25 protein-coding genes are annotated in these 25,569 nt (G+C 67.6%); 14 read left to right on the top strand and 11 right to left on the bottom strand.

The genetic code is table 11. The annotated features are described in order from the left end of the window. Positions 1-153: 153 nt before the first annotated feature. Positions 154-1,911 carry a transcription termination factor Rho gene (gene rho, locus KXV01_RS05220; RefSeq protein WP_049441105.1) on the bottom strand — a complete coding sequence of 586 codons (1,758 nt, stop codon included), beginning with the start codon at positions 1,909-1,911 and terminating at the stop codon, positions 154-156. Between the two features lie 228 nt (positions 1,912-2,139). Further along, complete coding sequence (gene trxA / locus KXV01_RS05225; RefSeq protein WP_005411275.1) at positions 2,140-2,469, bottom strand: thioredoxin; 330 nt, start codon at positions 2,467-2,469, stop codon at positions 2,140-2,142. Positions 2,470-2,976: 507 nt separating this feature from the next. On the opposite strand from trxA, the gene rhlB reads away from it, so the two are divergent. The 6 genes from rhlB to rpoH all read left to right on the top strand — a co-directional run bounded on the left by rhlB (position 2,977) and on the right by rpoH (position 9,213). After that, positions 2,977-4,701, top strand: a complete 1,725-nt coding sequence (gene rhlB / locus KXV01_RS05230; RefSeq protein WP_088497439.1) for an ATP-dependent RNA helicase RhlB — start codon at positions 2,977-2,979, stop codon at positions 4,699-4,701. A 160-nt stretch (positions 4,702-4,861) separates the two neighbouring features. Next, positions 4,862-5,548, top strand: a complete 687-nt coding sequence (ftsE, locus tag KXV01_RS05235) for a cell division ATP-binding protein FtsE (RefSeq protein WP_005419728.1) — start codon at positions 4,862-4,864, stop codon at positions 5,546-5,548. 3 nt (positions 5,549-5,551) lie between these two features. Beyond that, on the top strand, positions 5,552-6,499 hold the full coding sequence (gene ftsX / locus KXV01_RS05240) for a permease-like cell division protein FtsX (RefSeq protein ID WP_049441097.1): 948 nt from the start codon (positions 5,552-5,554) through the stop codon (positions 6,497-6,499). A gap of 7 nt (positions 6,500-6,506) precedes the next feature. Continuing rightward, positions 6,507-7,349: a response regulator gene (locus KXV01_RS05245; RefSeq protein WP_005411271.1), complete on the top strand. Its 843-nt coding sequence runs from the start codon at positions 6,507-6,509 to the stop codon at positions 7,347-7,349. Further along, a complete protein-coding gene (gene ung / locus KXV01_RS05250; RefSeq protein ID WP_111097312.1) occupies positions 7,346-8,059 on the top strand; it encodes a uracil-DNA glycosylase in 714 nt (237 codons plus the stop codon). Before KXV01_RS05245 ends, ung begins: the two co-directional genes overlap by 4 nt. 278 nt (positions 8,060-8,337) lie before the next feature. Then, positions 8,338-9,213: an RNA polymerase sigma factor RpoH gene (gene rpoH, locus KXV01_RS05255; protein ID WP_049412914.1), complete on the top strand. Its 876-nt coding sequence runs from the start codon at positions 8,338-8,340 to the stop codon at positions 9,211-9,213. Positions 9,214-9,317: 104 nt separating this feature from the next. On the opposite strand, the gene purD is transcribed toward rpoH, so the two are convergent. After that, on the bottom strand, positions 9,318-10,601 hold the full coding sequence (gene purD / locus KXV01_RS05260; RefSeq protein WP_099495604.1) for a phosphoribosylamine--glycine ligase: 1,284 nt from the start codon (positions 10,599-10,601) through the stop codon (positions 9,318-9,320). Between the two features lie 61 nt (positions 10,602-10,662). Next, on the bottom strand, positions 10,663-12,246 hold the full coding sequence (gene purH / locus KXV01_RS05265; RefSeq protein WP_099495605.1) for a bifunctional phosphoribosylaminoimidazolecarboxamide formyltransferase/IMP cyclohydrolase: 1,584 nt from the start codon (positions 12,244-12,246) through the stop codon (positions 10,663-10,665). Between the two features lie 213 nt (positions 12,247-12,459). Here purH and KXV01_RS05270 point away from each other — a divergent pair, with 213 nt between their 5' ends. From KXV01_RS05270 to KXV01_RS05295, 6 genes are read left to right on the top strand one after another with little or no spacing between them, the layout of a single operon-like run. After that, on the top strand, positions 12,460-13,077 hold the full coding sequence (locus KXV01_RS05270) for a CDP-alcohol phosphatidyltransferase family protein (RefSeq protein WP_099485488.1): 618 nt from the start codon (positions 12,460-12,462) through the stop codon (positions 13,075-13,077). 34 nt (positions 13,078-13,111) lie between these two features. Continuing rightward, positions 13,112-14,863: a bifunctional alpha/beta hydrolase/class I SAM-dependent methyltransferase gene (locus KXV01_RS05275; RefSeq protein ID WP_099494872.1), complete on the top strand. Its 1,752-nt coding sequence runs from the start codon at positions 13,112-13,114 to the stop codon at positions 14,861-14,863. Continuing rightward, a complete protein-coding gene (locus KXV01_RS05280) occupies positions 14,863-16,191 on the top strand; it encodes a phosphatase PAP2/dual specificity phosphatase family protein (protein WP_099494873.1) in 1,329 nt (442 codons plus the stop codon). Before KXV01_RS05275 ends, KXV01_RS05280 begins: the two co-directional genes overlap by 1 nt. Beyond that, positions 16,188-16,625 (top strand): hypothetical protein, encoded by a 438-nt coding sequence (locus KXV01_RS05285; RefSeq protein ID WP_049412926.1) that lies wholly within the window; start codon positions 16,188-16,190, stop codon positions 16,623-16,625. Before KXV01_RS05280 ends, KXV01_RS05285 begins: the two co-directional genes overlap by 4 nt. 13 nt (positions 16,626-16,638) lie before the next feature. Further along, positions 16,639-17,268, top strand: coding sequence for a lysophospholipid acyltransferase family protein (locus KXV01_RS05290; RefSeq protein ID WP_005419712.1), 630 nt, complete (start codon positions 16,639-16,641; stop codon positions 17,266-17,268). Next, entirely contained in the window at positions 17,265-18,260 is a 996-nt protein-coding gene (locus KXV01_RS05295; protein ID WP_049412928.1) for a phosphatidate cytidylyltransferase, read from the top strand. Before KXV01_RS05290 ends, KXV01_RS05295 begins: the two co-directional genes overlap by 4 nt. A gap of 126 nt (positions 18,261-18,386) precedes the next feature. On the opposite strand, the gene fis is transcribed toward KXV01_RS05295, so the two are convergent. The 3 genes from fis to prmA all read right to left on the bottom strand — a co-directional run bounded on the left by fis (position 18,387) and on the right by prmA (position 20,508). Further along, a complete protein-coding gene (gene fis, locus KXV01_RS05300; protein WP_005419706.1) occupies positions 18,387-18,662 on the bottom strand; it encodes a DNA-binding transcriptional regulator Fis in 276 nt (91 codons plus the stop codon). Positions 18,663-18,777: 115 nt separating this feature from the next. Beyond that, positions 18,778-19,545, bottom strand: coding sequence for a DUF3426 domain-containing protein (locus tag KXV01_RS05305; protein WP_099485495.1), 768 nt, complete (start codon positions 19,543-19,545; stop codon positions 18,778-18,780). Positions 19,546-19,587: 42 nt separating this feature from the next. Continuing rightward, on the bottom strand, positions 19,588-20,508 hold the full coding sequence (gene prmA, locus KXV01_RS05310; protein WP_049412961.1) for a 50S ribosomal protein L11 methyltransferase: 921 nt from the start codon (positions 20,506-20,508) through the stop codon (positions 19,588-19,590). Positions 20,509-20,672: 164 nt separating this feature from the next. On the opposite strand from prmA, the gene KXV01_RS05315 reads away from it, so the two are divergent. Then, the gene (locus tag KXV01_RS05315) at positions 20,673-21,638 is read left to right on the top strand and encodes a hypothetical protein (protein ID WP_049412932.1); all 966 of its coding nucleotides are present in this window, start codon (positions 20,673-20,675) and stop codon (positions 21,636-21,638) included. After that, positions 21,635-22,009: a hypothetical protein gene (locus KXV01_RS05320; protein ID WP_049412934.1), complete on the top strand. Its 375-nt coding sequence runs from the start codon at positions 21,635-21,637 to the stop codon at positions 22,007-22,009. Before KXV01_RS05315 ends, KXV01_RS05320 begins: the two co-directional genes overlap by 4 nt. Positions 22,010-22,141: 132 nt before the next feature. Here the strand turns inward: KXV01_RS05320 and accC are convergent, their stop codons facing one another. The 4 genes from accC to KXV01_RS05340 form a co-directional block, all read right to left on the bottom strand. Further along, a complete protein-coding gene (gene accC, locus KXV01_RS05325) occupies positions 22,142-23,509 on the bottom strand; it encodes an acetyl-CoA carboxylase biotin carboxylase subunit (RefSeq protein WP_049412937.1) in 1,368 nt (455 codons plus the stop codon). Positions 23,510-23,519: 10 nt separating this feature from the next. After that, positions 23,520-23,999 (bottom strand): acetyl-CoA carboxylase biotin carboxyl carrier protein, encoded by a 480-nt coding sequence (gene accB, locus KXV01_RS05330; protein ID WP_111096646.1) that lies wholly within the window; start codon positions 23,997-23,999, stop codon positions 23,520-23,522. Between the two features lie 58 nt (positions 24,000-24,057). Next, a complete protein-coding gene (gene aroQ, locus KXV01_RS05335) occupies positions 24,058-24,501 on the bottom strand; it encodes a type II 3-dehydroquinate dehydratase (protein WP_005419695.1) in 444 nt (147 codons plus the stop codon). A 293-nt stretch (positions 24,502-24,794) separates the two neighbouring features. After that, positions 24,795-25,517: a DOPA 4,5-dioxygenase family protein gene (locus tag KXV01_RS05340; RefSeq protein ID WP_099485502.1), complete on the bottom strand. Its 723-nt coding sequence runs from the start codon at positions 25,515-25,517 to the stop codon at positions 24,795-24,797. Positions 25,518-25,569: the final 52 nt, after the last annotated feature.

The following is a 25,569-nucleotide window of genomic DNA, read 5'->3' on the forward strand; positions in this document are numbered from 1 at the left end:
GCGGGAATCGGTGGCCACGCCCTTGGGGCCGGGCAGGGTGTCGGGCGAATTATCGCCAAAAGTCAGCGGCGGCAAAGTGAAACAGGTCGCCCTGCAGCCAAAAAAAAACCTGCCGCAGCGGGCGGCAGGTTCTTTTCAATGCAATGCCGTGGATCAGCGCTTCATCGAACCGAAGAACTCGTCGTTGGACTTGGTGTTCTTCATCTTGTCGAGCAGGAATTCCATCGCGGCCATTTCATCCATCGGATGCAGCAGCTTGCGCAGGATCCAGATCTTCTGCAGCAGCTCCGGTTCGATCAGCAGGTCTTCGCGGCGGGTACCGGAACGGTTGATGTCGATGGCCGGGAACACGCGCTTTTCAGCGATACGACGGCTCAGGTGCACTTCGCTGTTGCCGGTGCCCTTGAACTCTTCGTAGATCACCTCGTCCATCTTCGAGCCGGTGTCGACCAGCGCGGTGGCGATGATGGTCAGGCTGCCGCCTTCTTCCACGTTGCGCGCGGCACCGAAGAAGCGCTTCGGGCGGTGCAGGGCGTTGGCGTCCACACCACCGGTCAGCACCTTGCCCGAGCTCGGCACCACGTTGTTGTAGGCCCGGGCCAGGCGGGTGATCGAGTCGAGCAGGATCACCACATCCTTCTTGTGCTCGACCAGGCGCTTGGCGCGCTCGATGACCATTTCCGCCACCTGCACGTGGCGCGCGGCCGGCTCGTCGAAGGTCGAGCTGATGACTTCGCCGCGCACGGTGCGCTGCATTTCGGTCACTTCTTCCGGGCGCTCGTCGATCAGCAGCACGATCAGGTGCACGTCCGGATGGTTGGTGGTGATGGCGGTGGCGACCTGCTGCATCATCATCGTCTTGCCGGCTTTCGGCTGCGACACGATGAGCGAGCGCTGGCCCTTGCCCTGCGGCGCCATCAGGTCGAGGATGCGGCCGGTGATGTCTTCCGACGAACCGTTGCCACGCTCCAGGGTGAAGCGGCGGCGCGGGAACAGTGCGGTCAGGTTCTCGAACAGCACCTTGTTCTTCGACGCTTCGATCGGCTCGCCGTTGATGGTGTCGACGATGTTCAGCGCGAAGTAGCGCTCGCCGTCCTTCGGGAAGCGGATGCGGCCGGAGATGTGGTCGCCGGTGCGCAGGTTGAAGCGGCGGATCTGGCTGGGCGAGATGTAGGTGTCGTCCGGTCCGGCCAGATAGCTGGCTTCGGCCGCGCGCAGGAAACCGAAGCCATCCGGCAGGATTTCCAGCACACCGTCGGCGGCGACGCCGTCACCGTGGCGGGTCAGCACTTTCAGCAGGGCGAAGATCACGTCCTGCTTGCGGGCACGGGCCACGCCTTCGGAGATCTGCAGCTGCTCGGCGATTTCCAGCAGCTTCTGTGCCGGCATGCGCTTGAGGTCGCTCAGCGAGTAGACCGGGAAGCCCTCGGGCACGTTGGCGTGCGGGCGCGGCACGAACGGCTGCTGTTCGCCGCCGTCATTGGACATGCCATCGTCGCGGAAGCGGTTGTTGCGGTCACGGTCGCGGCGGTTGCGGAAGCGGTCGCGTCGGTTGCCCTGACCTTGCCCCTGGCCCTGCTGGCCCTGCTGGCCGTTCTGGTTGTACGGGTTCTGGCCCTGGTTCTGGCCACCCCCCTGGTGATTCTGCTGCCGCGGCTGGCCGGATTCGCGGCCCTCGCCACCCTCGCCACCGCCACTGCTGGCAGGGGCCTCGGCGGCGGGCGCGCTCGGCGCAGGTGCTGCGGCCGGCGCCGGTGCTTCGGGCGCAGCTGCCAGCGGCAGGGTCGGCTGCGCCGGAGCGGCGCTGGTTTCTGCGGCTGCCGGGGCGGCGGCCTTGCTCACGCGGGGCTTGCGCACGCGCTTTTCGGCGGGCGCATCAGCGCTGCCGGTTTCGGAAGTGTTATCGGACAAGAGCGTTATTCCTCGCTTGACGGTGCGAGCGCCCGGCTGGGGCGGCGAACGTTGGGAATGGGTCTGGAAGAAACTGCGTCCAGAGGGTGCGGCACGCGAACGCGGCCGGATATGCCGACACTATCATCGGCCTGCGGCGCCATGCAAGGGTCGCCGGGAACAGCATTCATCATGGGCGTGGTGCGCCCGCCGGCAGCCGCGCTCGGCGGCTGCCGGAGACCGGCAGGATCAGGCCAGGGCCTTGTCCAGCAGGCCGGCCAGCTGGGCCTTGCCCACCGCACCGATCTGCTCGCCGACCTTCTCGCCATCCTTGAACACGACCAGGTACGGAATCGAACGCACGTGGTACTTCGCGGCCAGCGCACGGTTGTGGTCAACGTTGACCTTGGCGATCTTGGCGCGGCCCTGGTAGGCATCGGCCAGCTCGTCCAGCGCCGGGGCGATCATCTTGCAGGGGCCACACCACTCGGCCCAGAAATCGACCAGCACCGGTTCCTTGGAATTCAGCACTGCGCTATCAAAGTCGGCGTCGCCGACATGTACAACCTTGTCGCTCATCTTGGTTTCTCGTCTTGGATTGCACCCGGCCATGCCGGAGGTGGGTGAACTGGGCCTTGCCCGGTGGCGCGACCCTCGTCGTTGCCTCGCGGCGCACTGCCGCGGTGCGTTCGGCGGGATGCCTGGACGCTCACGGCCGGCAGTGTACCCCTATCGCGGGGCAGGGACAGGCGCCGGCTGGAACCCAGCGTATCGTGATCGCTTCGATGGCCGGTATGTGTCGGATTTCACTGTCTTCCTGAAGATGGGGCTGGCAGTCGGCGACACCAGCGCCCCGTGCGGGCCGTTCAAGTCCGGTGTGGCTGGGTGAAGGTGGTGTCTCTGCATGCCGTGAGACGCCGCATTCCGGTTTGCCTGCCCGAGTGCGGTAAACTGGGGCATTGCGCGGCGTGCGGACCAGGTGGTCCCTGCCTGCCAACCCGCCGCAGGGGCCGCAGTTGCGACGGTGCCCCCAGACGATGAAGTGCCAGCCGCCCCACGGGCCGGCGGCCATACCAAGACGGACTCATGAGCGACAAACCGCTGACCGATTTGACCTTCTCCTCCTTCGAGCTGCACCCGGCCCTGCAGGCCGGCCTTGAAGGAGCCGGATTCACCCGCTGCACCCCGATCCAGGCGCTGACCCTGCCGGTCGCGCTGCCCGGTGGTGATGTTGCCGGCCAGGCCCAGACCGGTACCGGCAAGACCCTGGCCTTCCTGGTGGCTGTCGTGAACCGCCTGCTGACCCGTCCGGCGCTGGCCGACCGCAAGCCGGAAGATCCCCGCGCCCTGATCCTCGCCCCGACCCGTGAGCTGGCCATCCAGATCCACAAGGATGCGGTGAAGTTCGGTTCCGACCTGGGCCTGCGTTTCGCGCTGGTCTACGGTGGCGTGGATTACGACAAGCAGCGCGAGCTGCTGCAGCAGGGCGTGGACGTGATCATCGCCACCCCGGGCCGCCTGATCGACTACGTCAAGCAGCACAAGGTGGTTTCGCTGCATGCCTGCGAGATCTGCGTGCTGGACGAAGCCGACCGCATGTTCGATCTGGGCTTCATCAAGGACATCCGCTTCCTGCTGCGCCGCATGCCGGAACGCACCATCCGCCAGACCCTGCTGTTCAGCGCCACCCTCAGCCATCGCGTGCTGGAGCTGGCCTACGAGCACATGAACGAGCCGCAGAAGCTGGTGGTCGAAGCCGAGACCATCACCGCTGCCCGCGTGCGCCAGCGCATCTACTTCCCGGCCGACGACGAGAAGATCCCGCTGCTGCTGGGCCTGCTGTCGCGCAGCGAAGGCGCGCGGACCATGGTGTTCGTCAACACCAAGGTCTTCGTCGAGCGCGTCGCCCGCTCGCTGGAAAAGGCCGGCTACCGTGTCGGCGTGCTGTCCGGCGATGTGCCGCAGAAGAAGCGCGAGAGCCTGCTCAACCGCTTCCAGAAGGGCCAGCTGGAAATCCTGGTGGCCACCGACGTGGCCGCGCGTGGCCTGCACATCGATGGCATCAAGTACGTCTACAACTACGACCTGCCGTTCGATGCCGAAGACTACGTGCACCGCATCGGCCGTACCGCGCGCCTGGGTGAAGAAGGTGATGCGATCAGCTTCGCCTGCGAACGCTACGCGATGGGCCTGCCGGACATCGAGGCCTACATCGAGCAGAAGATTCCCTCCGAGCCGGTCACCAAGGAACTGCTGACGCCGCTGCCGCGCCCGGAACGCCCGGCGCCGGCTGCAGGCGAGGAAGGCGAGGACAACGAAAGCGTCGGCCAGATCTTCCGTGAAGCGCGCGAAGCCCGCGCCGCCGAAGAAGAGCGTCGGGGTGGCGGCCGCAGTGGCGGTCGTTCCGGCAGTGGTGGTGGTCGTGGTGGCCGTGACGGCGAGCGCAGCGGCGAGCGCCGTTCGCGCGGCCCGCGCAAGCCGCGCGTGGAAGGCGAGCAGGGGGCTGCCGCCCCGGTCGCCGGTGCTGAAGGCGCCGCTGCCCAGGCCCCGCGTCCACCGCGTCCGCCGCGCGCCGAAGGTGCACCGGACGCTGCCGTGGATGGTGAACACAAGCCGCGCAAGCGCCGTCGTCGTCGCCACGGCCGTCCGGTCGAGGGTGCAGAGGGTGTGCAGGCCAACGCCGGCAACGGCGCCAGCCCGGTCACCCCGGTGCAGGTGGTGGCCAAGCCGGTGCGTACCGCCGCCGATACCGGCGATTCGTTCCTGACCCGCATCGGCCGCAAGATCCGCCGGATGCTGTCGGGCAACTAGCGGGTAGCACCCGACCTTGGTCGGGTGGCCTTGAAAGGTGTGCCGGCCAACGGTCGGCACCCACCTTGGCCGGCAACCCACATAGCTGCCGGCCAGCGGCCGGCACTACCGATCCCGTGACCATCTCCACGCCGTCGCGCCGGTCCTGCATAATCGGGGCATGAGTGTCCTGCGCTTCGACAATGTCAGCAAACAGTACGCCGGTGGCCACGAGGCGCTGACCGATGTCAGCTTCGAGGTCGCGCCGGGCGAGATGCTGTTCGTCACCGGCCATTCCGGTGCGGGTAAAAGTACGCTGCTCAAGTTGATCCACCTCGACGAGCGGCCCAGCCGCGGCGCGGTGGTGTTCGACGAGCGCAACCTGCTGAAGGTGCGCGGCGGCGACGTGCCGCGCCACCGACGCGCGGTGGGGGCGGTCTACCAGGACCACCGCCTGCTGATGGATCGCTCGATTGCCGAGAACGTGGCGCTGCCGCTGATCCTGCGTGGTACCCGCCGGGGCGACATCAACAAGCGCGTGCGTTCAGTGCTCGAGCGCATGGGCCTGGGCCATCGTGAGAAAGCACTGCCCTCGCAGTTGTCGGCCGGCGAGCAGCAGCGCGTCGGCATCGCCCGCGCCATCGTCGGCGAGCCCAAGCTGCTGGTGGCCGATGAGCCGACCGGCAATCTCGACCCGACCCTGGCAGCGGAGATCATGGCCCTGTTCGCCGAGCTGCCCTCGCGCGGTACCAGCGTGCTGGTGGTCAGCCACGACCTGCCGCTGCTGCGCCGCATGCGCAAGCGCGTATTGATCCTCGACCACGGCCGGCTGGTGGATGACATCTCGCCGCAGGACCTGGCGGAGTAACCGATGGCGAAGAACGAAAACAGCGAAGCCGCCGCCCCGTCGCGCGTGGGCGTCTGGTTCCAGCACCACGTGCACAGCGTGGTGTTCAGCCTGGGCCGCGCCTGCCGCAAGCCGTGGGCGACCCTGCTGACCGTGATGGTCATGGCGCTGGCCCTGGCGTTGCCGCTGGGGCTGTCGATCGCGCTGGACAACCTCAAGCAGTTCGCCGGCAGCGTGCAGCAGTCGCGCGACATCAACGTGTTCCTGAAGAGCAACGTCGATGGTCCCGGTGCGCTTCGCCTGGCCGGCCAGCTGCGCGACCGCGATGATGTGGCCGGAGTGAATGTGCGCACACCCGAGCAGGGCCTGCAGGAACTGCGCGATGCCGGCCTCGGTGAGGCGATCGATGCGCTCAACGACAATCCGTTGCCCTCGCTGCTGGTGATCACCCCGGGCCAGGGCAAGGACGACGCACGTCTGGCACGCGCGCTGGAAAGCCTGCCCGAGGCCGATCTGGTGCAGCACGATGCGCTGTGGCGCCAGCGCCTGGACGCCTGGCTGGCGTTCGGTGCACGTCTGGTGCAGGTGCTGTCGGTGCTGCTCGGCGTGGGCGCCGCGCTGGTGGTCGGCAACACGGTGCGCCTTGACATCCAGGCCCGTCGCGAAGAGATCGGCGTGCTGCAGCTGCTCGGCGCGAGCGATGGCTTCATCCGCCGCCCGTTCCTGTACCTGGGCGCGTGGTACGGGCTGGGCGCCGGCGCGGTAGCGCTGGCCCTGATCGGCGCCGCCGGTGCCGCCCTGCGCGTGCCGCTGGCCGAACTCTCGCGCAGCTACGGCAGCCCGTTCGTGCTGCATGGCCTGGACCTGCTGCACGGCGGCCTGGTCCTGGTCGGCACGCTGCTGCTGGGCTGGCTGGGCGCCTGGCTGGTAACCGGCCACTTCCTCCGCCAGACCCGCCCGACCGACACCTGAGACCGGCATGCAACCGCAAGCGCTGAAGCACCTTGAAGGGCCCGCGACGCGGGTGATGGTGGTCGATGGTTCGAAGCTGGTCCGCAAGCTGATCGCCGATGTCCTGCAGCGTGACCTGCCGGGCGTGGAGGTGATCGGCTGCGACAGCATCGAGGATGCGCAGCAGGCGCTGGCGCAGGGCCCGGTGGACCTGGTGACGACCTCGCTGACCCTGCGCGATGGCGACGGTCTGGCGCTGGCGCGGATGGTGCGCGAAGCCGCCGGTCAGGCCTATGTGCCGGTGATCGTTGTGTCCGGCGATGCCCAGCAGCACCTGGAGCAGCGTCGCTTCACCGAGTACGTCACCGACTATTTCGACAAGGCGCTGGGCCATGAGGCACTGGCGACCTTCATCCGTGGCTACGTGCAGCCGCAGACCATCCCCGGCGCCACCATCCTCTACATCGAGGACAGCCGCGTGGTGGCCGAGGCCACCAAGCGCATGCTTGAGCGGCAGCAGTTGAACGTCCTGCACGTGGTCAGCGCCGAAGAGGCATTCACCCTGCTCACTGCCGAGTCGCTGGGCCGCAGCCGCCACCGCATCGACCTGGTGCTGACCGATGTCACCCTGAAGGGCGAACTGAGTGGGCGCGACGTGGTGCAGCGCGTGCGCGTGGACTTCGGTTACGGCAAGCGCCGCCTGCCGGTGCTGGTGATGACCGGTGACGGCAACCCGCACAACCAGACCGGGCTGCTGCAGTCCGGTGCCAACGACCTGGTGCTCAAGCCGATCGAAGAGCGGCTGCTGGTCACCAAGGTGCTGTTCCAGCTGCGCCTGGCCCGATTGAACGATGGACCCCTGATTCGATGATGGATGAAGTAGCTGACACCCCGACGATCCAGCTGGAACCGAGCTGGAAGCAGCATGTCGGCGATTACCTGCTGCAGCCGCAGATGCGCGAGCTGTCCAGCTTCCTGCGCCAGCGCAAGGCCAGTGGTGCGGCGGTGTTCCCGCCCGGCCCGCAGATCTTCGCCGCGTTCGACGCCACGCCGTTCGAGCAGGTGAAGGTGGTGATCCTCGGGCAGGACCCGTACCACGGCCGCGGCCAGGCGCATGGCCTGAGTTTCTCGGTGCCGGCGGGCGTGCCGGTGCCGCCGTCGCTGCTGAACATCTACAAGGAGATCGAGAGCGATCTCGGCATCCCGCGCCCGGACCACGGCTGCCTGATTCCGTGGGCGCAACGTGGGGTGCTGCTGCTCAATGCCGTGCTGACGGTGGAAGAGGGCAAGGCTGGCGCCCACCAGGGACGTGGCTGGGAGGGCTTCACCGATCACGTGGTGGACGTGCTCAACCGCGAACGCGAAGGCCTGGTGTTCATGCTGTGGGGTGCCTATGCGCAGCAGAAGGGCAAGGTCATCGATACCCGTCACCATCGCGTGCTGAAGTCGCCGCACCCGTCGCCGCTGTCGGCCCATCGTGGCTTCCTCGGCTGCCGGCATTTCTCGATGGCCAACGAGTACCTGCAGCGCCGCGGCCAGACCCCGATCGACTGGTCGCTGCCGCCGCGTTCGGCGCTCTGAGTGCCGGCGGGCCGCTGGGCCTGAACACCGGGCAACGTCCCCGGGCCTGAATGGGCCTCCAGAACGGCCCGTTCAGCTCCGCTTGACTGGAATCGGCCGCTTTACGGCAGGTAATTGCTTGAATTGCAAGGGATTGTGAATCCCGAAAAGCGTGCTCGCCACTGTCATCAAATCGCGCTACGGTAGGGCTCTGTTTGGGGCCAGTGTTGCATCAATAGGATGCTGGAACTTTTTCCTCCTTTAGCAGTCCAAATCCCGGACTGCTAAGATGGGTGCCTATGAGCCAGAACACCTCTACTGCCCTTGTGGCAAACAATCTCCCGATTCCCAGTGCGCTCGGTTCGCTGGACGCCTACATCGGTGCCGTGCACCAGATCCCGGTGCTGTCGGTCGATGACGAACAGGACCTGGCCCGTCGCTTCCGCGACGGCAACGATCTGGACGCCGCCCGCGAGCTGGTGCATTCGCACCTGCGCTTCGTGGTGCACGTGGCCCGCGGCTACAACGGCTACGGCCTCGCCCTGGGCGACCTGATCCAGGAAGGCAACATCGGCCTGATGAAGGCAGTCAAGCGCTTCGACCCGGACATGGGGGTGCGCCTGGTCTCCTTCGCCGTGCACTGGATCCGTGCCGAAATGCACGAGTTCATCCTGAAGAACTGGCGCATCGTGAAGGTCGCCACCACCAAGGCGCAGCGCAAGCTGTTCTTCAACCTGCGCAAGTCGAAGACGCGCCTGGGCTGGATGAACGCGGCGGAAGTCAGCGCGGTGGCCAAGGACCTGAACGTGTCCGAGCGCGAGGTCATGGAAATGGAGTCGCGCCTGTCCGGTCGCGATATCGGTTTCGATGCGCCGACCGACGAGGACAACGAACACGCACCGCCGTCGCCGGCTGCGTTCCTGGTTGCCGATGACGAAGACCCGTCGATGGCCTACGAGCGCGAGGACAACGAAGACAACCAGATGCAGCTGCTGCGCGAAGGCCTGGCCGAACTGGATGCGCGTTCGCGCGACATCATCCGTCGTCGCTGGCTGGATGCCGACAGCAAGGTGACGCTGCAGGAGCTGGCCGACGAGTACGGCGTGTCCGCCGAGCGCATCCGCCAGGTCGAGGCGAACGCGCTGAAGAAGATGAAGGCGCTGTTCACCGCGTAAGCGGGAAGGCGTTGGAATGAAGAAAGGCCCGGCATTGCCGGGCCTTTTTGTTTTTTGCGGCGTTCTCATCCACGCCACGTGGATGCCCTGATGCCGCACCCGCCTCACCCCTCGCGCGCGATCGCGCGCCAGCCGATGTCGTTGCGGTGGAATTCGTTGGCCCAGCTGACCTTGGCCACGCCGGCATAGGCCTTCGTCTGCGCATCACGCACGCTGTCACCCAGTGCCGCCACGCACAGCACGCGCCCGCCGGCACTGACCACCTGGCCGTGGGCATCCAACGCCGTACCGGCATGGAACACCTTGGCGCTGGCTGGCACGTCGCCCAGGCCGGAAATCACGTCACCGGTGATCGGCGCTTCCGGGTAGGGCTTCGCGGCCAGTACCACGCCCAGTGACGGGCGCGCATCCCACTGCGCTTCTACCTGGTCCAGGCGGCCATCAATCGCCGCTTCCACCAGCTCGACCAGGTCCGACTGCAGGCGCAGCATCACCGGCTGGGTTTCCGGATCGCCGAAGCGCACGTTGAATTCGATCACCTTCGGCGCGCCGCTGGCATCGATCATCAGGCCGGCGTAGAGGAAACCGGTGAACGGGATGCCGTCGGCGATCATGCCCTGCACGGTCGGGTTCACCACTTCGCGCATCACGCGTGCATGCACCTCCGGCGTCACTACCGGCGCCGGCGAGTACGCGCCCATGCCACCCGTGTTGGGGCCGGTGTCGCCGTCGCCGACGCGCTTGTGGTCCTGCGAGGTGGCCATCGGCAGCGCATGCACGCCGTCCACCATCGAAATGAAGCTGGCTTCCTCGCCGCCGAGGAATTCCTCGATCACCACGCGGGCGCCGGCATCGCCGAACGCGTTGCCGGAGAGCATGTCACGCACTGCGTCTTCGGCTTCGGCCAACGTCATTGCGACGATCACGCCCTTGCCGGCGGCCAGGCCATCGGCCTTGACCACGATCGGTGCGCCCTTCTCGCGGATGTAGGCCAGGGCAGCGTCCACGTCGGTGTGCACGGCATAGAACGCGGTGGGGATGTTGTGGCGGGCCAGGAAGTCCTTGGCGTAGGCCTTGCTGCCTTCCAGCTGCGCGGCGGCGGCGGTCGGCCCGAAGATGCGCAGGCCGGCGGCGCGGAAGCGGTCGACCACGCCGGCCACGAGCGGTACTTCCGGGCCGACCACGGTCAACGCCACGCCTTCAGCCTGGGCCAGCGCCAGCAGGCCGTCGATATCGGTCACCTTCACCGCCACGTTGCGGCACTTGTCTTCGCAGGCGGTACCGGCGTTGCCGGGCGCCACGATCACGTCGGTGACACGGGAGGACTGGGCCAGCTTCCATGCCAGGGCGTGTTCGCGGCCGCCGGAGCCGATGACGAGGATCTTCATGGGACAGGGTTCTCGGATACGGAAAAGAAAAGCCGGGCAGGGCCCGGCTTGGTGATGCGGATCAGTGGCGGAAGTGGCGCACGCCGGTGAACACCATGGCCAGGCCATGTTCGTCGGCGGCGGCGATCACTTCGGCATCGCGCATCGAACCGCCCGGCTGGATGACCGCCTTGATGCCGGCGGCAGCGGCGGCGTCGATGCCGTCCCGGAACGGGAAGAACGCATCGGAAGCCATCACCGAACCCTCGACCACCAGGTTCGCATCGGCAGCCTTGATGCCGGCGATGCGCGCCGAGTACACGCGGCTCATCTGGCCGGCGCCCACGCCAATCGTGCGGTTGTCCTTGGCGTACACAATCGCGTTGGACTTCACGAACTTGGCAACTTTCCAGGCGAACAGCAGGTCGGTGAACTGCTTGTCGGTCGGCGCCAGCTTGCTGACCACCTTCAGCTCGTCGCGGGTCATGCCGCGGTTGTCCGAGGACTGCAGCAGCAGGCCCGAGCCGACGCGCTTGCTGTCGAAGTTGTTCAGGCCGTCACCATGCGGGATGCGCAGCACGCGCACGTTGGCCTTCTTCTGCGCGTATTCCAGCGCAGCCGGCTCGTAGTCCGGGGCAATCAGCACTTCCACGAACTGGCGGTCCAGGATCACCTTGGCGGTGGCGGCGTCCAGCGGCGTGTTGAAGGCGATGATGCCGCCGAAGGCGCTGGTCGGGTCGGTGGCGTAGGCCAGCTCGTAGGCATCGCCGTTGCCGGCGCCGACGGCCACGCCACACGGGTTGGCGTGCTTGACGATGACGCAGGCCGGCGCATCGAACTGGCGCACGCATTCCCACGCCGCGTCGGCATCGGCCAGGTTGTTGTAGCTCAGTTCCTTGCCCTGCAGCTGCTGGAAGGTGGCCAGCGTGCCCGGCACCGGGTACAGGTCGCGGTAGAACGCGCCGCTCTGGTGCGGGTTCTCGCCGTAGCGCAGGTCCATCACCTTCACGAAGGTGGAGTTCATCTGTGCCGGGTACTCGGCACGCACCGGCACGGCGGCGTCGGTGGCGGTGACCGCCGACAGATAGTTGCTGATCGCCGCATCGTACTGGGCGACGCGGTTGAACGCGGCCACCGAGAACGCGAAGCGGGTGGCGGCCGACAGCTGGCCGTCGTTGGCCTCCAGCGAGGCCAGCAGCTCGGGGTACTGCGACGGGTCGGTGGCCACTGCCACGCGGGCGAAGTTCTTGGCCGCCGAACGCAGCATGGCCGGGCCGCCGATGTCGATGTTCTCGACCGCGTCGGCCAGGGTGCAGTCGGCCTTGGCGGTGACCGATTCGAACGGGTACAGGTTCAGCACCAGCAGGTCGATGGCGCCGATGCCGTGCTCGGCCATCACCGCGTCATCCAGGCCGGAGCGGCCCAGCAGGCCGCCGTGCACCATCGGGTGCAGGGTCTTGACCCGGCCGTCCATCATTTCCGGGAAACCGGTGACCTCGGCCACGTCCTTCACTGCCAGGCCCGCCTCGCGGATCGCCTTGGCGGTGCCGCCGGTGGACAGCAGCTCCACGCCGCGTGCCGCCAGCGCAGTGGCCAGCTCGACCAGACCGGTCTTGTCGGAAACGGAGAGGAGGGCCCGGCGGACGGGCAACAGATCAGCAGTCATGGGACAGAATCGGCAGCGGAGCGGGGCCGATATTGTAGGCGGTGGGGGCCGGTGGCGGGCGCTGGTGGTGGCAATCAACCCGCACCGATGGCCTGTGGCCGCCTTCGGCACAGTCTGGCCGGGGGGGGGGGGGGCGGCAATCAATTCGATGGGGCGCGCGGCCCCAATCGGGTAGGCTGTGCCGGAACTGCCAAGGATCAGCGGGTTCGGATCGTGTCGATCTATGCATTGAAGGGACGTTTTCAGGACCTCCTGCGCCCGGCCGTACGCGGCCTGTACCGCATGGGGATCACCGCCAATGCGGTGACCGTGGCCGCTGCCGTGGTCTCGCTGCTGGTGGCCGGCGCCGTCTGGTGCTGCGCGCCGGCGCAGCCATGGCTGTACCTGCTGCTGCCGCTGTGGATGCTGCTGCGCATGGCGCTCAACGCGGTGGACGGCATGCTGGCCCGCGAATTCGGCCAGCAGTCGCGGCTGGGGGCCTATCTGAACGAATTGTGCGATGTGATCGCCGATGCGGCGCTGTACCTGAGCCTGCTCAGCGTGCCGGGCGTGCGCCCGGAGGCGCTGTGGCTGCTGGCCTGGACCGCGGCGCTGAGCGAATACGCCGGCGTGCTGGGGCTGATGGTCGGCGCCAGCCGCCGCTATGACGGCCCGATGGGCAAGAGCGACCGCGCCTTCGTGATCGGTGCGCTGGGCCTGCTGCTGGCGTTTGAGTGGGTTGGCGCGATGACGGTCACGGGCGTGGCCGCGGCCATGGCGGTGCTGTGCGTGCTGACGATGATCAACCGGGTCCGTCGCGGACTGCGGGAAACCGCAGTTTCGCCAAATTAATCAAGCAGATAGAAAAAGACAATCAGGAGATTGCATGCGTCAGGCGCAGGAACGGGAATTCCACAGCTTCGACCAGGTACCGCTGTTCTACCGGTACTGGGCGGGCACCACCGCCACCCCGGCCACCCGGGCCATCGTGCTGCTGCACCGTGGGCACGAGCACTCCGGGCGTGTCACCCATCTGGTCGATGAGCTGGACCTGCCTGACACCGCCTTCTTCGCCTGGGATGCGCGCGGCAATGGCCGTTCGCCGGGCGCGCGTGGCGATGCACCGGGCTTTCCGGCGCTGGTGCGCGACCTGGACAGCTTCATCGCCCACATCGGCGCCGAGCATGGGATCGCGGTGGAAGACATCGTGGTGATCGCGCAGAGCGTGGGCGCCGTGGTCGCCGCCACTTGGGTGCACGACTACGCGCCACGCCTGCGTGCGCTGGTGATGGCCTCCCCGGCGTTCAAGGTGAAGCTGTACGTGCCATTCGCACGCCCGGGCCTGGCATTGATGCAGAAGCTGCGCGGCAACTTCTTCGTCAACAGTTACGTCAAGCCGCAATGGCTGACCCACGATCCGGCGCGGGTGGAGAGCTACCGCACCGATCCGCTGATCACCCGGCCAATCTCGGTGCGGGTGCTGCTGGGCCTGTACGAGGCGGCCGATCGCATCGTCGCCGATGCGCAGGCGATCAGCGTGCCGGTGCAGCTGCTGGTGTCCGGCTCGGACTTCGTCGTCCACCGTGGCCCGCAGGACCGCTTCTACGAGCGCCTGTCCAGCCCGATCAAGGAGCGCGTGCATCTGCCGGGCTTCTTCCACGACACGCTGGGCGAGCGTGATCGGGCACCGGCACTGGCGCGCATCCGCCGCTTCATCCAGGCGCGTTTCGCCGAGCCGTTGCGCGAGTTGTCGCGTCGCGATGCGCACCGCCATGGGCCGACATTTGAAGAGTCTGAGATCCTGGCCTGGCCGCCCGAGCGCAACAGCCTGGCCGATCTGCGCTGGCGCGTGGTGCGCGGTGGCCTGCGCTTTGGCGGCAGACTGTCCGAGGGCATTGCACTGGGCCTGCAGACCGGTTTCGATTCGGGCAGCACGCTGGACTACATCTATCGCGACGAAGCACGTGGCAAGGGCCCGTTGGGTCGCCTGGTCGACCGCAACTACCTGGATGCGATCGGCTGGCGCGGCATCCGCATTCGCGGTCGGCACCTGCAGGAACTGCTGCGCGATGCCGCCCAGCGCCTGCGCGGGCAGGGCATGCCGGTGCGCGTGCTGGACGTGGCCGCTGGCCATGGCCGTTATGTACTGGAAGCGCTGGGCCAGGGCGAGCAACGCGCCGAGCGCATCGTGCTGCGCGACTTCAGCGGTCTGAACGTGACCCAGGGCCAGGCGTTGATCGAGCGCCTCGGTGCGTCCGACATCGCCCGTTTCGAACAGGGCGATGCGTTCGATCAGGTGCAGCTGGCGCAGGTCGACCCGGCGCCGACGCTGGCGGTGGTATCGGGCCTGTACGAACTGTTCCCCGACAACGACGCCGTGCTGCGCTCGCTGCAGGGCATCGCCGCAACGGTGCCGGTGGGTGGCTACCTGGCCTACACCGGCCAGCCCTGGCACCCGCAGCTGGAGTTCATCGCCCGCGCGCTGACCAGTCATCGTGGTGGCGCCGCATGGGTGATGCGCCGCCGCACCCAGCAGGAAATGGATGAACTGGTGCGCCTGGCCGGGTTCGAGAAAGTGGCGCAGCGCATCGATGACTTCGGCATCTTCACTGTGTCGCTGGCACGCCGGACCGCGTGATGGCGACGCTGGCTGCAACTCCGCTTGCCACGGCGGGGCGCCCCTGGCGGCGCGCGCTGCTGTGGCTGGCCCTGCTGGGCCCGTTCTTCTTTGCCAGCTACGGCTTCGCCAACTGGATGGCCGGCCGCCACGCCGAACTGCCGGTGATGGCGTTCGGCTGGGAAACGCAGATTCCGTTCGTGCCATGGACGATCGTGCCGTACTGGTCGATCGACCTGTTCTACGCGGTTTCGTTCTTCCTGTGCCGACAGCGCCTCGAACTGGACCGGCACGCATTGCGGCTGTTCAGTGCACAGCTGATCGCGGTGAGCTGCTTCCTGCTGTGGCCGCTGCGCTTCAGTTTCGAGCGGCCGGAGATCGGCGGCGTGTTCGGTTGGCTGTTCGATGTGCTGCTGGGTTTCGACAAGCCGTTCAACCAGGCGCCATCGCTGCACATCGTGCTGCTGATCGTGCTGTGGGTGAAGTTCGCGCAGTACCTGCACGGTGCCTGGCGCTGGGTACTGCATGTGTGGGCGCTGCTGATCGGCGTCTCGGTGCTGACCACGTTCCAGCATCATTTCATCGACATCCCGACCGGCCTGCTGGCCGGCTGGCTGTGCGTGTGGTTGTGGCCGGAGCAGGGCACGCCACCGCTGCGTGCCTGGCGCATCGCGCGGCATGCCAAGCGGTGGCGATTGGCCGCGCTGTACCTGCTGGGGGCCGCTGTGCTGCTGGTGCCGGTGGTTCTGCTGCGGGGTACGGCGTTGTGGCTGCTGTGGCCGGTGGTGTCGCTGCTGCTGGTGGCGCTGGCCTATGCCGGGCTGGGTACGGCGGTGTTCCAGAAGCGCGCCGATGGTCGCCTGAGCATGGCGGCACGCTGGCTGCTGGCGCCGTACCTGGGCGCGGCCTGGATCAATTCGCGGCTGTGGACGCGGCGTGCGCCGCAGCCGGTGCCGGTGACGGATGGCGTGTGGCTGGGGCGTATTCCCCGCGCGGCGTTGCCAGCACCGCTGGTGGGCGTGGTCGATGCCTGTGCCGAGCTGTCCTGCCGCGCGCCGGGCGCGGCGTATGCCAGCGTGCCGATGCTGGACCTGGTGGTGCCCACGCCGCACCAGCTGCGCGAGGCGGCCGAGGCCATTGAGCGACTGCGGGTACAGGGGCCGCTGCTGGTGTGCTGCGCATTGGGTTACTCACGCAGTGCCGCCGGTGTTGCCGCCTGGCTGCTGCGCAGTGGGCGTGCCGCCGATGCCGAAGCGGCGGTGGCGATCGTGCGCGCTGCACGCCCCGGCATCGTGCTGGGCCCGGCACATCTGCGCGCCATTGCTGATGCGGCGGGGGCAGGCGCATGAGTCCGGTTCCCGATCTGGCGACCATGCAACTGCTGCTGCGCCAGGGACGCTGGCCCGCGCTGCTGTCGCTGGGGCTGCTGCTGGTGGCGCTGCTGCTGCTGGGCATCGAAGCGGGGCTGGCGATGATCGCCGCCGGCCTGTTGCTGCTCAGCATTGCCGCGGGCATCACACAGGCTTACCACGCATGGCGGGTCGGGCTGGACGCCGGCCTGCTGCAACTGCTGCGCGATGAAGGCCTGGACGGCGAAGCCGCTGCGCGCCGTACCGACCAGCTGCTGCACGACAGTGGCCTGCGCCGCGCACAGCCCGACGCGCCGCTGCGCGGCTGGGACCTGCGCTGGGCCGGTATGCGCCGCCTGCTGTTGCGGCAGTACCTGCTGACGGCCGTGCAGTTTGCACTGCTGGTAATCGCCGTGTTGTGGCCGCAGACGTGAACCGGAGGGACCGATGTTCGCCGAATTGATTGCACGCGCCTGCAGTGGCGCGATCCACGTGGTGACCGGCGCCCGTGCGCTGTGGATCGGCTGTGCGCCGTCCAGCGAGCGCCGCGTGTACTACGGCAACCACGCCAGCCATGGTGACTTCGTGCTGATCTGGTCGTCGATGCCACCGGCGTTGCGGCGCCAGGTGCGCCCGGTGGCTGCTGCCGAGTACTGGCAACGCGACGGCCTGCGCCGCTACCTGATCGATGCGGTGTTCAACGGCGTGCTGGTCGAGCGCGAGGCCGGCCATCGCCAGCAGGACCCGTTGCAGGTACTGCGCGATGCCGTGGACGAAGAGTGCTCGCTGATCCTGTTCCCGGAAGGCACGCGCAATGTGGGCGATGAGCCACTGCTGCCGTTCAAGAGCGGCATCTACCATCTGGCGCGGCAACGGCCGGAGCTGGAGTTCGTGCCGGTGTGGATCGACAACCTGAAGCGGGTGATGCCCAAGGGCCGGTTCCTGCCGCTGCCGCTGCTGTGCACGGCCACTTTCGGTACGCCGCTGCGGCTGCAGGCCGACGAGGACAAGGCTGCATTCCTGGCCCGCAGCCGGCAGGCGCTGCTGGACCTGGCGCCGAATGGAGGGCGCGCATGAGCTATCTGATGGACGTGTCCGGTGACCTGGCCGCGCGCAGCGTGGGCCAGCAGACCGGCCTGCTGTTTGCCGGCGTCGGCGCGGTGCTGGTGCTGGCCACGCTGGTGGCCGAGACCCTGCGCTGGCGGCAGCGTGGGCAGCCCAGTGCGGTCATCGCCAACCTGGTGTCGCGCATCCGCGCCTGGTGGGTGATGGCGATCGTGGTCGGGCTGGCGCTGTTCTTCGGTCGCGCCGGGGTGATCGTACTGTTTGCGATCATCTCGCTGTTCGCGCTGCGCGAGTTCATCACTCTGGCACCGACCCGCTCGGGCGACTACTACGCGCTGCTGGCCGCGTTCTACATCGTGCTGCCGTGGCAGTACTACCTGGTGTGGATCGACTGGTACGGCATGTACACGCTGCTGATTCCGGTCTACGCGTTCCTGTTCCTGCCGATCCTGTCGACCATCGGTGGTGACACCACGCACTACCTGGAGCGCACCGCGAAGGTGCAGTGGGGGCTGATGATCTGCGTGTTCTGCATCTCGCACGTGCCGCTGCTGCTGAACCTGCACGTGCCGGGCCATGACCCGTCGCGCAACGTGCTGCTGTTCGCCTTCCTGGTGATCGTGGTGCAGTCCTCGGACGTGCTGCAGTACATCTGGGGCAAGCTGCTGGGCAGGCGTCTGGTCGCGCCGAAGCTGTCGCCGTCGAAGACGGTGGAGGGCTTCGTGGGTGGCGTGCTGAGTGCCAGCGCGCTGGGAGCGGCGCTGTGGTGGATCACGCCGTTCACGCCGCTGCAGGCGTTCGGCCTGTCGCTGCTGATCAACCTGATGGGGTTCTGGGGGGGGCTGGTGATGTCGGCGATCAAGCGCGACCGTGGCATCAAGGACTGGGGCCACATGATCGAGGGCCATGGCGGCATGCTCGACCGGCTGGATTCGGTGTGCTTCGCCGCGCCCGTGTTCTTCCATGTGGTGAGGTACTACTGGAAGGCCGGCGGAGGCGGGTGATTCTGCCGGGCTTCCATCCACGCATGGCGTGGGTCCACGGGTAGTGCCGGCCGCTGGCCGGCAACTGCAACTTCCTGCCATCGTTCATGGGGTTGCCGGCCAGCGGCCGGCACTACCCACGCACGCTTACGCGCTGATGCCGTATTCCTTCAGCTTCTTGCGCAGGGTGGCGCGGTGGATGCCCAGCATCGCTGCGGCGCGGCTCTGGTTGCCTTCGCAGTGGTTGAGCACTTCCACGAACAGCGGGATTTCCATCTCACGCAGGACGATCTCGTAGACATCGTCCGCGTCGCAGCCATCAAGGTCACGCAGGTAGCGGCGCACGGACTGGGCGACGTGTTCACGCAGCGGTGGCCGGGGAGCGCCACGACTGTTGTCAGGACGAGAGAGGACAGCGTTCAAGGGGGTTCCCGATTCGGTTGGCCCGTGCGCGCGGAGCGCGCGGCCGGACGAGGTGGTGGCGGCCAGTCTAGCGCGAGCGTGCCCGACCTGCCACGGCTGGTCGCCTCTATCCTGCTCAGAGGAAGTCGAAGGTGAATGCGACGGTGGATGCGGCGGGTTCCTGCACGCGGAACGCAATGCGTGCACTCTGGCCCGGTTCCAGCACGGCCGCGCCGGGGTTCTCGCCGAGGTACTGCGCCGGTGCGAACACGCCGCTGCCGATCAACCGGCCATCGGCATCGGACAGCGACAGGCGCAGATCCGGCCAGGCCTGTGCCCAGCGCGCATCGTTGCGGATGCTGGCCTGCACCTGCAGTACGCCGGCCTGGCCTGGCAGGGGGCGGATCTCGCGGCTGGTCATGGTGAACGCGGTGGGTTCATGCCAGGCCGGCAGGCTGCAGCGCAGTACGCCGCACAGTGCGCCCAGCCAGGCGCGGTTGCCCGCGTCGGCGGCCAGTCGCGCTCGATCGGCCAGCACGCTCTGCAGGACCAGCAGCAGTGCCAGTCCGGCGACCAGCCCCCAGTGCCAGCGTGGCGTCGGCAGTGCGCGTGGCCGCGAGGTGCCCAGGAAACTGGGTGCATCTCCGGCCACGGCCTGCGGGACCGGAGCGGCAAGGACGGGTTCGATCACGGCCGCTTCGTCGAGGTTGACGATGTCATCGCTCTGTCGCGTTTCCGCCATCGGTGGCAGCGCCGCTTCGAGGGGGCTGCGGGCTTGGGCTGGCGGGATGTCATGCATCACCGGGTCGGGCGTGCGTGAATCGGTCGCAGGTGCAGCCTCGCCTTCCGACGCGGGGCGCAGGAAGGTGGCCAAGGGGCGGCGCGGCGGGTTCGGCTCGGACATGCTCAGGGTGCGGGCTCGGATCCAGCGGTCATTCAATCACGATCAGGCGCGGCGTATGCCGGTGATGCGCATCCAGTCGCCATCCTGGGTCGCCTGCAGGTCGTCGAACCATGCGGCGTAGCGCTGCAGCAGTTCGCCTTCCTGGCCCTGCAGGATGCCGGACAGGGCGATGCGGCCGCCGGCAGCGACGCGCGCGGCCAGCAGCTCGGCCAACGCGTCCAGTGCCGAGGCAAGGATGTTGGCGACCACGATCGGGTAGGTGGCGACCGGTTCGTCCTGCGGCAGGTACACGTGCATGCGCGCCTGCTCGCCGTTGCGCTCGGCATTGTCGGCGGTGGCGACCAGTGCCTGTGGATCGTTGTCCACGCCGATCGCTTCGGCGGCACCCAGCTTCAGCGCGGCCAGGGCGAGGATGCCCGAGCCGCAGCCGAAGTCGAGCACGCGCTGGCCCTGCAACTGGCCGTCCACGGCCAGCTGGTCCAGCCAGCGCAGGCACAGGGCGGTGGTCGGGTGGGTGCCCGAGCCGAAAGCCAGGCCCGGGTCCAGCCGCACCACGGCGGCATCGGCGGCCTGCGCGGCGTCCGGCAGTTCATGGTTCCACGGCACGATCCAGGTACGGCAGCCGAAATCCATCGGCTGGAACTGGTCCAGCCAGGCGCGTTCCCAGTCTTCATCCTCGACGGCGCGGAAGCTGCCGTTGCTCCAGTCCAGTTCCGGATCGAACGATTCCAGGGCGGCCAGCAGCAACAGCGCATTGCTGTCGGCGGGGAACAGTGCGCTCAGCACCAGGGTGTCCCACAGCGGCGTTTCACCCACGCCGGGTTCGAGGATGGCCTGTTCGTTGCTGGTGTCGGCTTCGGCATCGAGCAGGGTCACGGCCAGTGCGCCGACGTCCTCCAGCGCATTCTCATAGCGGGGCTGGGTGGCTTCGGTGCAGCGCAGGGTCAGTTCCAGGAACGGCATGGCGGTGGGGGCAATCACGGGAAAGGGGCCCATGCTAGACCATCGGGGCGTCTCCGTATTGCCTGAGATGCCGCCTTGAGATGAACGGGGGCAGTTCAGACAGGCCCGCCGGGCCTTGCTAAACTCGGGACTTTCCTGTGCGCCGTGAACGCTCACCGCCGCCGATGGCCTTCGCCCCGACCCTGAAAACCTGGTTGCTCGTGCTGCCGGCGGTGGCCGTGCTGGGCGTGGCCGGGTACCGGGCCAGTGGCCATGCGGCGGGCGTGACATCAGCGTCGCCGGACCTGCCGACCGTCGTGGCCGGCCGCGACAGCGCAGTGGCGTTGCCGGTGGTGCCGGAAGCCCTGGCGCGCCGGCTGGCTACCGTCGAGCGCGGCAACATGCTGCCGTCGGGCCTGCCGCTGGACCTCCGCGCCGACATCGAAGACGCCAGCGATCTGTATGCCTACGCCCAGCGCCTGCGCGTGCAGGCCGATACAGGTAACCATGAAGCGCGCTGGATGCTCAGCCGCGTGTATGACTATTGCGCGCAGTACGCGCTCGATCCGGGTGGCTACCGTCTGGACAACAACGTACTGAGCGGGTTGGGCCTGACCGCGGCGCCGGCGATGATCGAGGCGCGCGAGCGCGTGGCGCAGCGGTGCGGCGGCTTCGTCCCGGGCGACAAGCTGGGTGCGGCACTGGTGCTGGCCGAGCGCCGCAAGGCGGCCGCGCAGGGCAATCTGGCCGCGGAAGCATCGCTGTTCGCCGAGGGCGAGCCGTTGCATGACAGTGCCGAGTACCGCCGTGACCTGGTCGAGCGCGTGCGCACTTCGCGTGACCCGGAGGCCTATATGGCGATCGCGCCGGGCATGGGCGTGCGTGCCGCCGGTGACAGCGCACTCGACGGCCTGGTGGCGGGCGAACAGCTCAGTGAGCTTGCATGGCGGCTTGCGGCCTGCGAACTCGGTCTACCGTGTGGAGCGGACAGCGTGCTGGTCAACAGTTTTTGTGCGAACGGAGGGATCTGTTCGCAGGATGGAGCGCAGGATTTCCGGGATTTCGTGTATGACGCTGCGGTATCGCGGCAAGGTGCTGGGAAAATGAAGGAATGGATCAAGCGATTGATTGGAAAGAGGGACGGGCGATGAATTACCGTCGATTCCTGCATGGGGCCAAGTTCTGGTTCTGGGTGGCGCTGTTCGTGGCCTACTCTGCCGGTGCGGTCGGCCTGCTGATGATCGATACCTACGAGGATCGGTACCGGCATCTGTCGAAGGTGGAACTGACCACGGTGAAGGCGCAGGAAGACGTGCGCCGCGCCGGCGCCAGCCAGGTCGCTGCGGTCTATCGCGCGCAGACGGGCATGCCGTTCGCTTCACTGCCGGCCGGCAGCACCTTCCAGGTAGTGTGGCCGGATGGCTCGACCGAGACCATGGTGATCGTCGATCCGACCTCGCCCAATGGCGTGCGGCCGCTGGCCAATTCGCAGATTCCGGCCGAAGCGGCCAGCAAGCGCTGATGCGCCGGCTGTAGAGCCGAGCCCACGCTCGGCTGAGCTTTCCAGCAAGCCGAGCATGGGCTCGGCTCTACAGCAACAAAAAAAAAGGGCGGGGATTTCCCCGCCCTTTTCATGTCCAGTGCCTGGCGCCGATCAGGTCAGCGCGATCGGCTTGTTCTTGCGCTCGGCAAGGCGCTTTTCCAGGTAGTGGATGTTCTGGCCACCGGCCTGGAAGCCCTTGTCACGCATGATCCGCTGCTGCAGGGCGATGTTGGTCTTGATGCCATCGACCACCATCTCGCTCAGCGCCACCCGCATGCGGGCGATGGCGGTTTCGCGGTCCGGTCCGTGCACGATCAGCTTGCCGATCATCGAGTCGTAGTTGGACGGCACGCGATAGCCACTGTAGATGTGGGTATCCACGCGCACGCCGGGGCCGCCCGGCGGATGGAAGCCGGTGATGGTGCCCGGGCTCGGCACGAAGGTCTCAGCATCTTCGGCGTTGATGCGGCACTCGATGGCATGGCCGGTCAGCACCACGTCGCTCTGCTTGATCGACAGCTTCTGGCCAGCGGCGATCTTCAGCTGCTCGGCCACCAGGTCGATGCCGGTGACCATTTCGGTGACCGGATGTTCCACCTGGATGCGGGTGTTCATTTCGATGAAGTAGAAGCGGCCGTCCTCGTACAGGAACTCGAACGTGCCCGCGCCGCGGTAGCCGATGCGGATGCAGGCTTCGGTGCACACCTTGCCGATCTGCTCACGCTGTTCGGCGGTGATGCCCGGTGCCGGTGCTTCTTCCACCACCTTCTGGTGGCGGCGCTGCATCGAGCAGTCGCGTTCACCGAGGTGGATGGCGTTGCCCTGGCCGTCAGCCAGCACCTGGATCTCCACGTGGCGCGGGTTCTCCAGGAACTTCTCCATGTAGACCTCGCCATTGCCGAACGCGGCCTTGGCCTCGCTCTTGGTGGTTTCGATCGAGGTCTTCAGCGAGGCTTCGGCGTGCACGACGCGCATGCCACGGCCACCGCCACCGCCGGCCGCCTTGATGATGACCGGATAACCGATCTCACGGGCGATCTTGGTGTTGGCGACGATGTCCTCGCCCAGCGGGCCGCCCGAACCGGGCACGCACGGCACGCCGGCGGCCTTCATCGCGCGGATGGCTTCGACCTTGTCACCCATCATGCGGATGGTGTCAGCCTTGGGGCCGATGAAGATGAAGCCCGACTCTTCCACGCGCTCGGCGAAGTCGGCGTTCTCCGACAGGAAGCCGTAGCCCGGGTGGATGGCCTGGGCGTCGGTGACTTCAGCGGCGGCGATCAGTGCCGGGATGTTGAGGTAGCTCTGCGGCGACGGCGCCGGACCGATGCAGACCGACTCGTCGGCCATGGCCACGTGCTTGAGGTTGCGGTCGACCGTGGAATGCACGGCCACGGTGCGGATGCCGAGGGTGTGGCACGCGCGCAGGATGCGCAGCGCGATCTCCCCTCGGTTGGCGATGACAACTTTGTCGAGCATGGCGCGCCCCTCAGCCGATCACGAACAGCGGCTGGTCGAACTCCACCGGCTGGCCGTTCTCGCCGAGGATGGCGACGATGGTGCCGGACGTGTCGGCTTCGATCGGGTTGAACATCTTCATCGCTTCGATGATGGCCAGGGTCTCGCCTTCCTTGACCTGCTGGCCCACGGTGACGAAGGCCGGCTTGTCCGGCGCGGACGAGGCATAGAAGGTGCCGACCATCGGCGAGCGCAGCACATGGCCTTCCGGCAGCGCCGGGCCCGGCTTGGCGGTGCCGCCGGTGGAGGCTTCGGTCGGCGACTGCATCGGCATGGCCTGCGCCACCGGAGCGGCCGGGGCGGCGTACACCGGGGCGGCGACCGGCGCGGCATAACCAGCGACCGGAGCACGCGACAGGCGCACCGACTCTTCGCCTTCCTTGATTTCGATTTCAGCCAGGTTCGACTCTTCCAGCAGGTCGATCAGCTTCTTGATTTTGCGCAGATCCATGAGGGCCTCTTTGGTTTCTTCTAGGTGAGGAGAGCGCCGTGAGCGCTCGGGTCGACAATCAGGTGGCGGATACGCGCAGCAGCGCCGCGTCCATCGCGTAGCGGTAGCTGTCGGCACCGAAGCCACACACCACGCCCACCGCCTTGTCGCTGAAGAAGCTGTGCTGGCGGAAGGGTTCGCGGGTATGCGGGTTGGACAGGTGGATCTCGATGAACGGCACCGCCACCGCTGCCAGCGCATCGCGCAAGGCCACTGAGGTGTGGGTGAACGCGGCGGGGTTGATCAGGATGAAGGCAGTGCCGTCGTTGCGTGCGGCCTGCACGCGGTCCACCAGTACATGCTCGGCGTTGGACTGCAGGCTCTCTACGGCGTGCCCGGCGGCCGAGGCCTGGGCAGCCAGGGCCTGGTCGATGTCGGCCAGCGTGGTGTGGCCGTACACCTCCGGCTCGCGGGTGCCGAGCAGGTTGAGGTTGGGGCCGTGCAGGACCAGCAGCTTCGCCATGGGATCCGGAAGACGGGAAAGGGCGGCAGTCTGGCGGAACCGGTGGATGCTGTCCAGTTCGGCGAAGTTTGCAGCGTTTCAATCGTATGTTTGAAATGTGCCGGAGGGCTTGTGGCCGTATGGCGGACGCCGGATCAAGGCGCGCTGAACGTCGTGCAGGCGGTGGATGCGGGCACGTAGGCCGACGATCACGCCCGGGCCGCTCATCGGCAGAGCCATACCCTGCGTGGAGGAGGAGGCGTAGGGCGCAGCACGCTGTGCCCTCACCAGGGAGTTTCCTGGCAGCTGATCGCTCAGGTCTCCAACGGCACCGTGGGCACCACGTTCGGGAATACCTCCTCCAACGGCTCCTGTTCCCCCGGTTGCGGCGCCGGCCAGTTGTAGGCGTTCACCGGCTGCGCGCGGTTCACCCACAACGCGTAGTACAGGTGATCGGCGCGACCGTCGCCGGTATTGGGGTGGATCAGGATGGTCAGCCCCAGGCTGTTGAGCTGCAGCCAGGGCACCAGCACTGGCAGCAGGTCGTTGGTGAAGCCGAAGTAGAAGGAGGGCGTGACGTGCGGGCCACGCGGCTCCAGGTTCCAGTTGCCCAGCTCCACCGGGAAGCGCTCGGCGGCCCAGCGCCGCAGCAGGGCTGCCTTCTCGAAGCTGTCCTCGTCGAAATAGATATGTGCGTGGTAGCTCTTGATGTCGGTGTAGGCGCGCGGGGCGGTGGGCAACGTGGCCTCGCCGGGGCGCACGCTGGCCGGACGCGGGGTCGGTTCGCTGGCGGTGGCCTGGCCCCAGGGGCTGCGGCCCTTCGCTGCTGGCGGAACGATGGCGCGGAAGCCGGGTCGCCCGGGTTCGGTGGTGTTCACGGCGCTGCCGACGCGCGCGGCGGCGGTGGAGGCGCTGGCCAGGCCGCCGGCGGCCAGCCCCGCCGAGGCGATCACGCGGCGCCGTGCGGGCGAGAGCAGGTCGGCCCAGTGGGCGTCATCGTCGCCTGCGTCGATGAGGGGCTGCGGGTCCGGGTGCATGAGGGGCTCCGTGACGGCATTGTGTGGGCAGGCAACCACGCTCGGGCAGGGC

This window comes from Stenotrophomonas sp. Ps181 (assembly GCF_025697425.1).
Classification (GTDB): domain Bacteria; phylum Pseudomonadota; class Gammaproteobacteria; order Xanthomonadales; family Xanthomonadaceae; genus Stenotrophomonas; species Stenotrophomonas sepilia.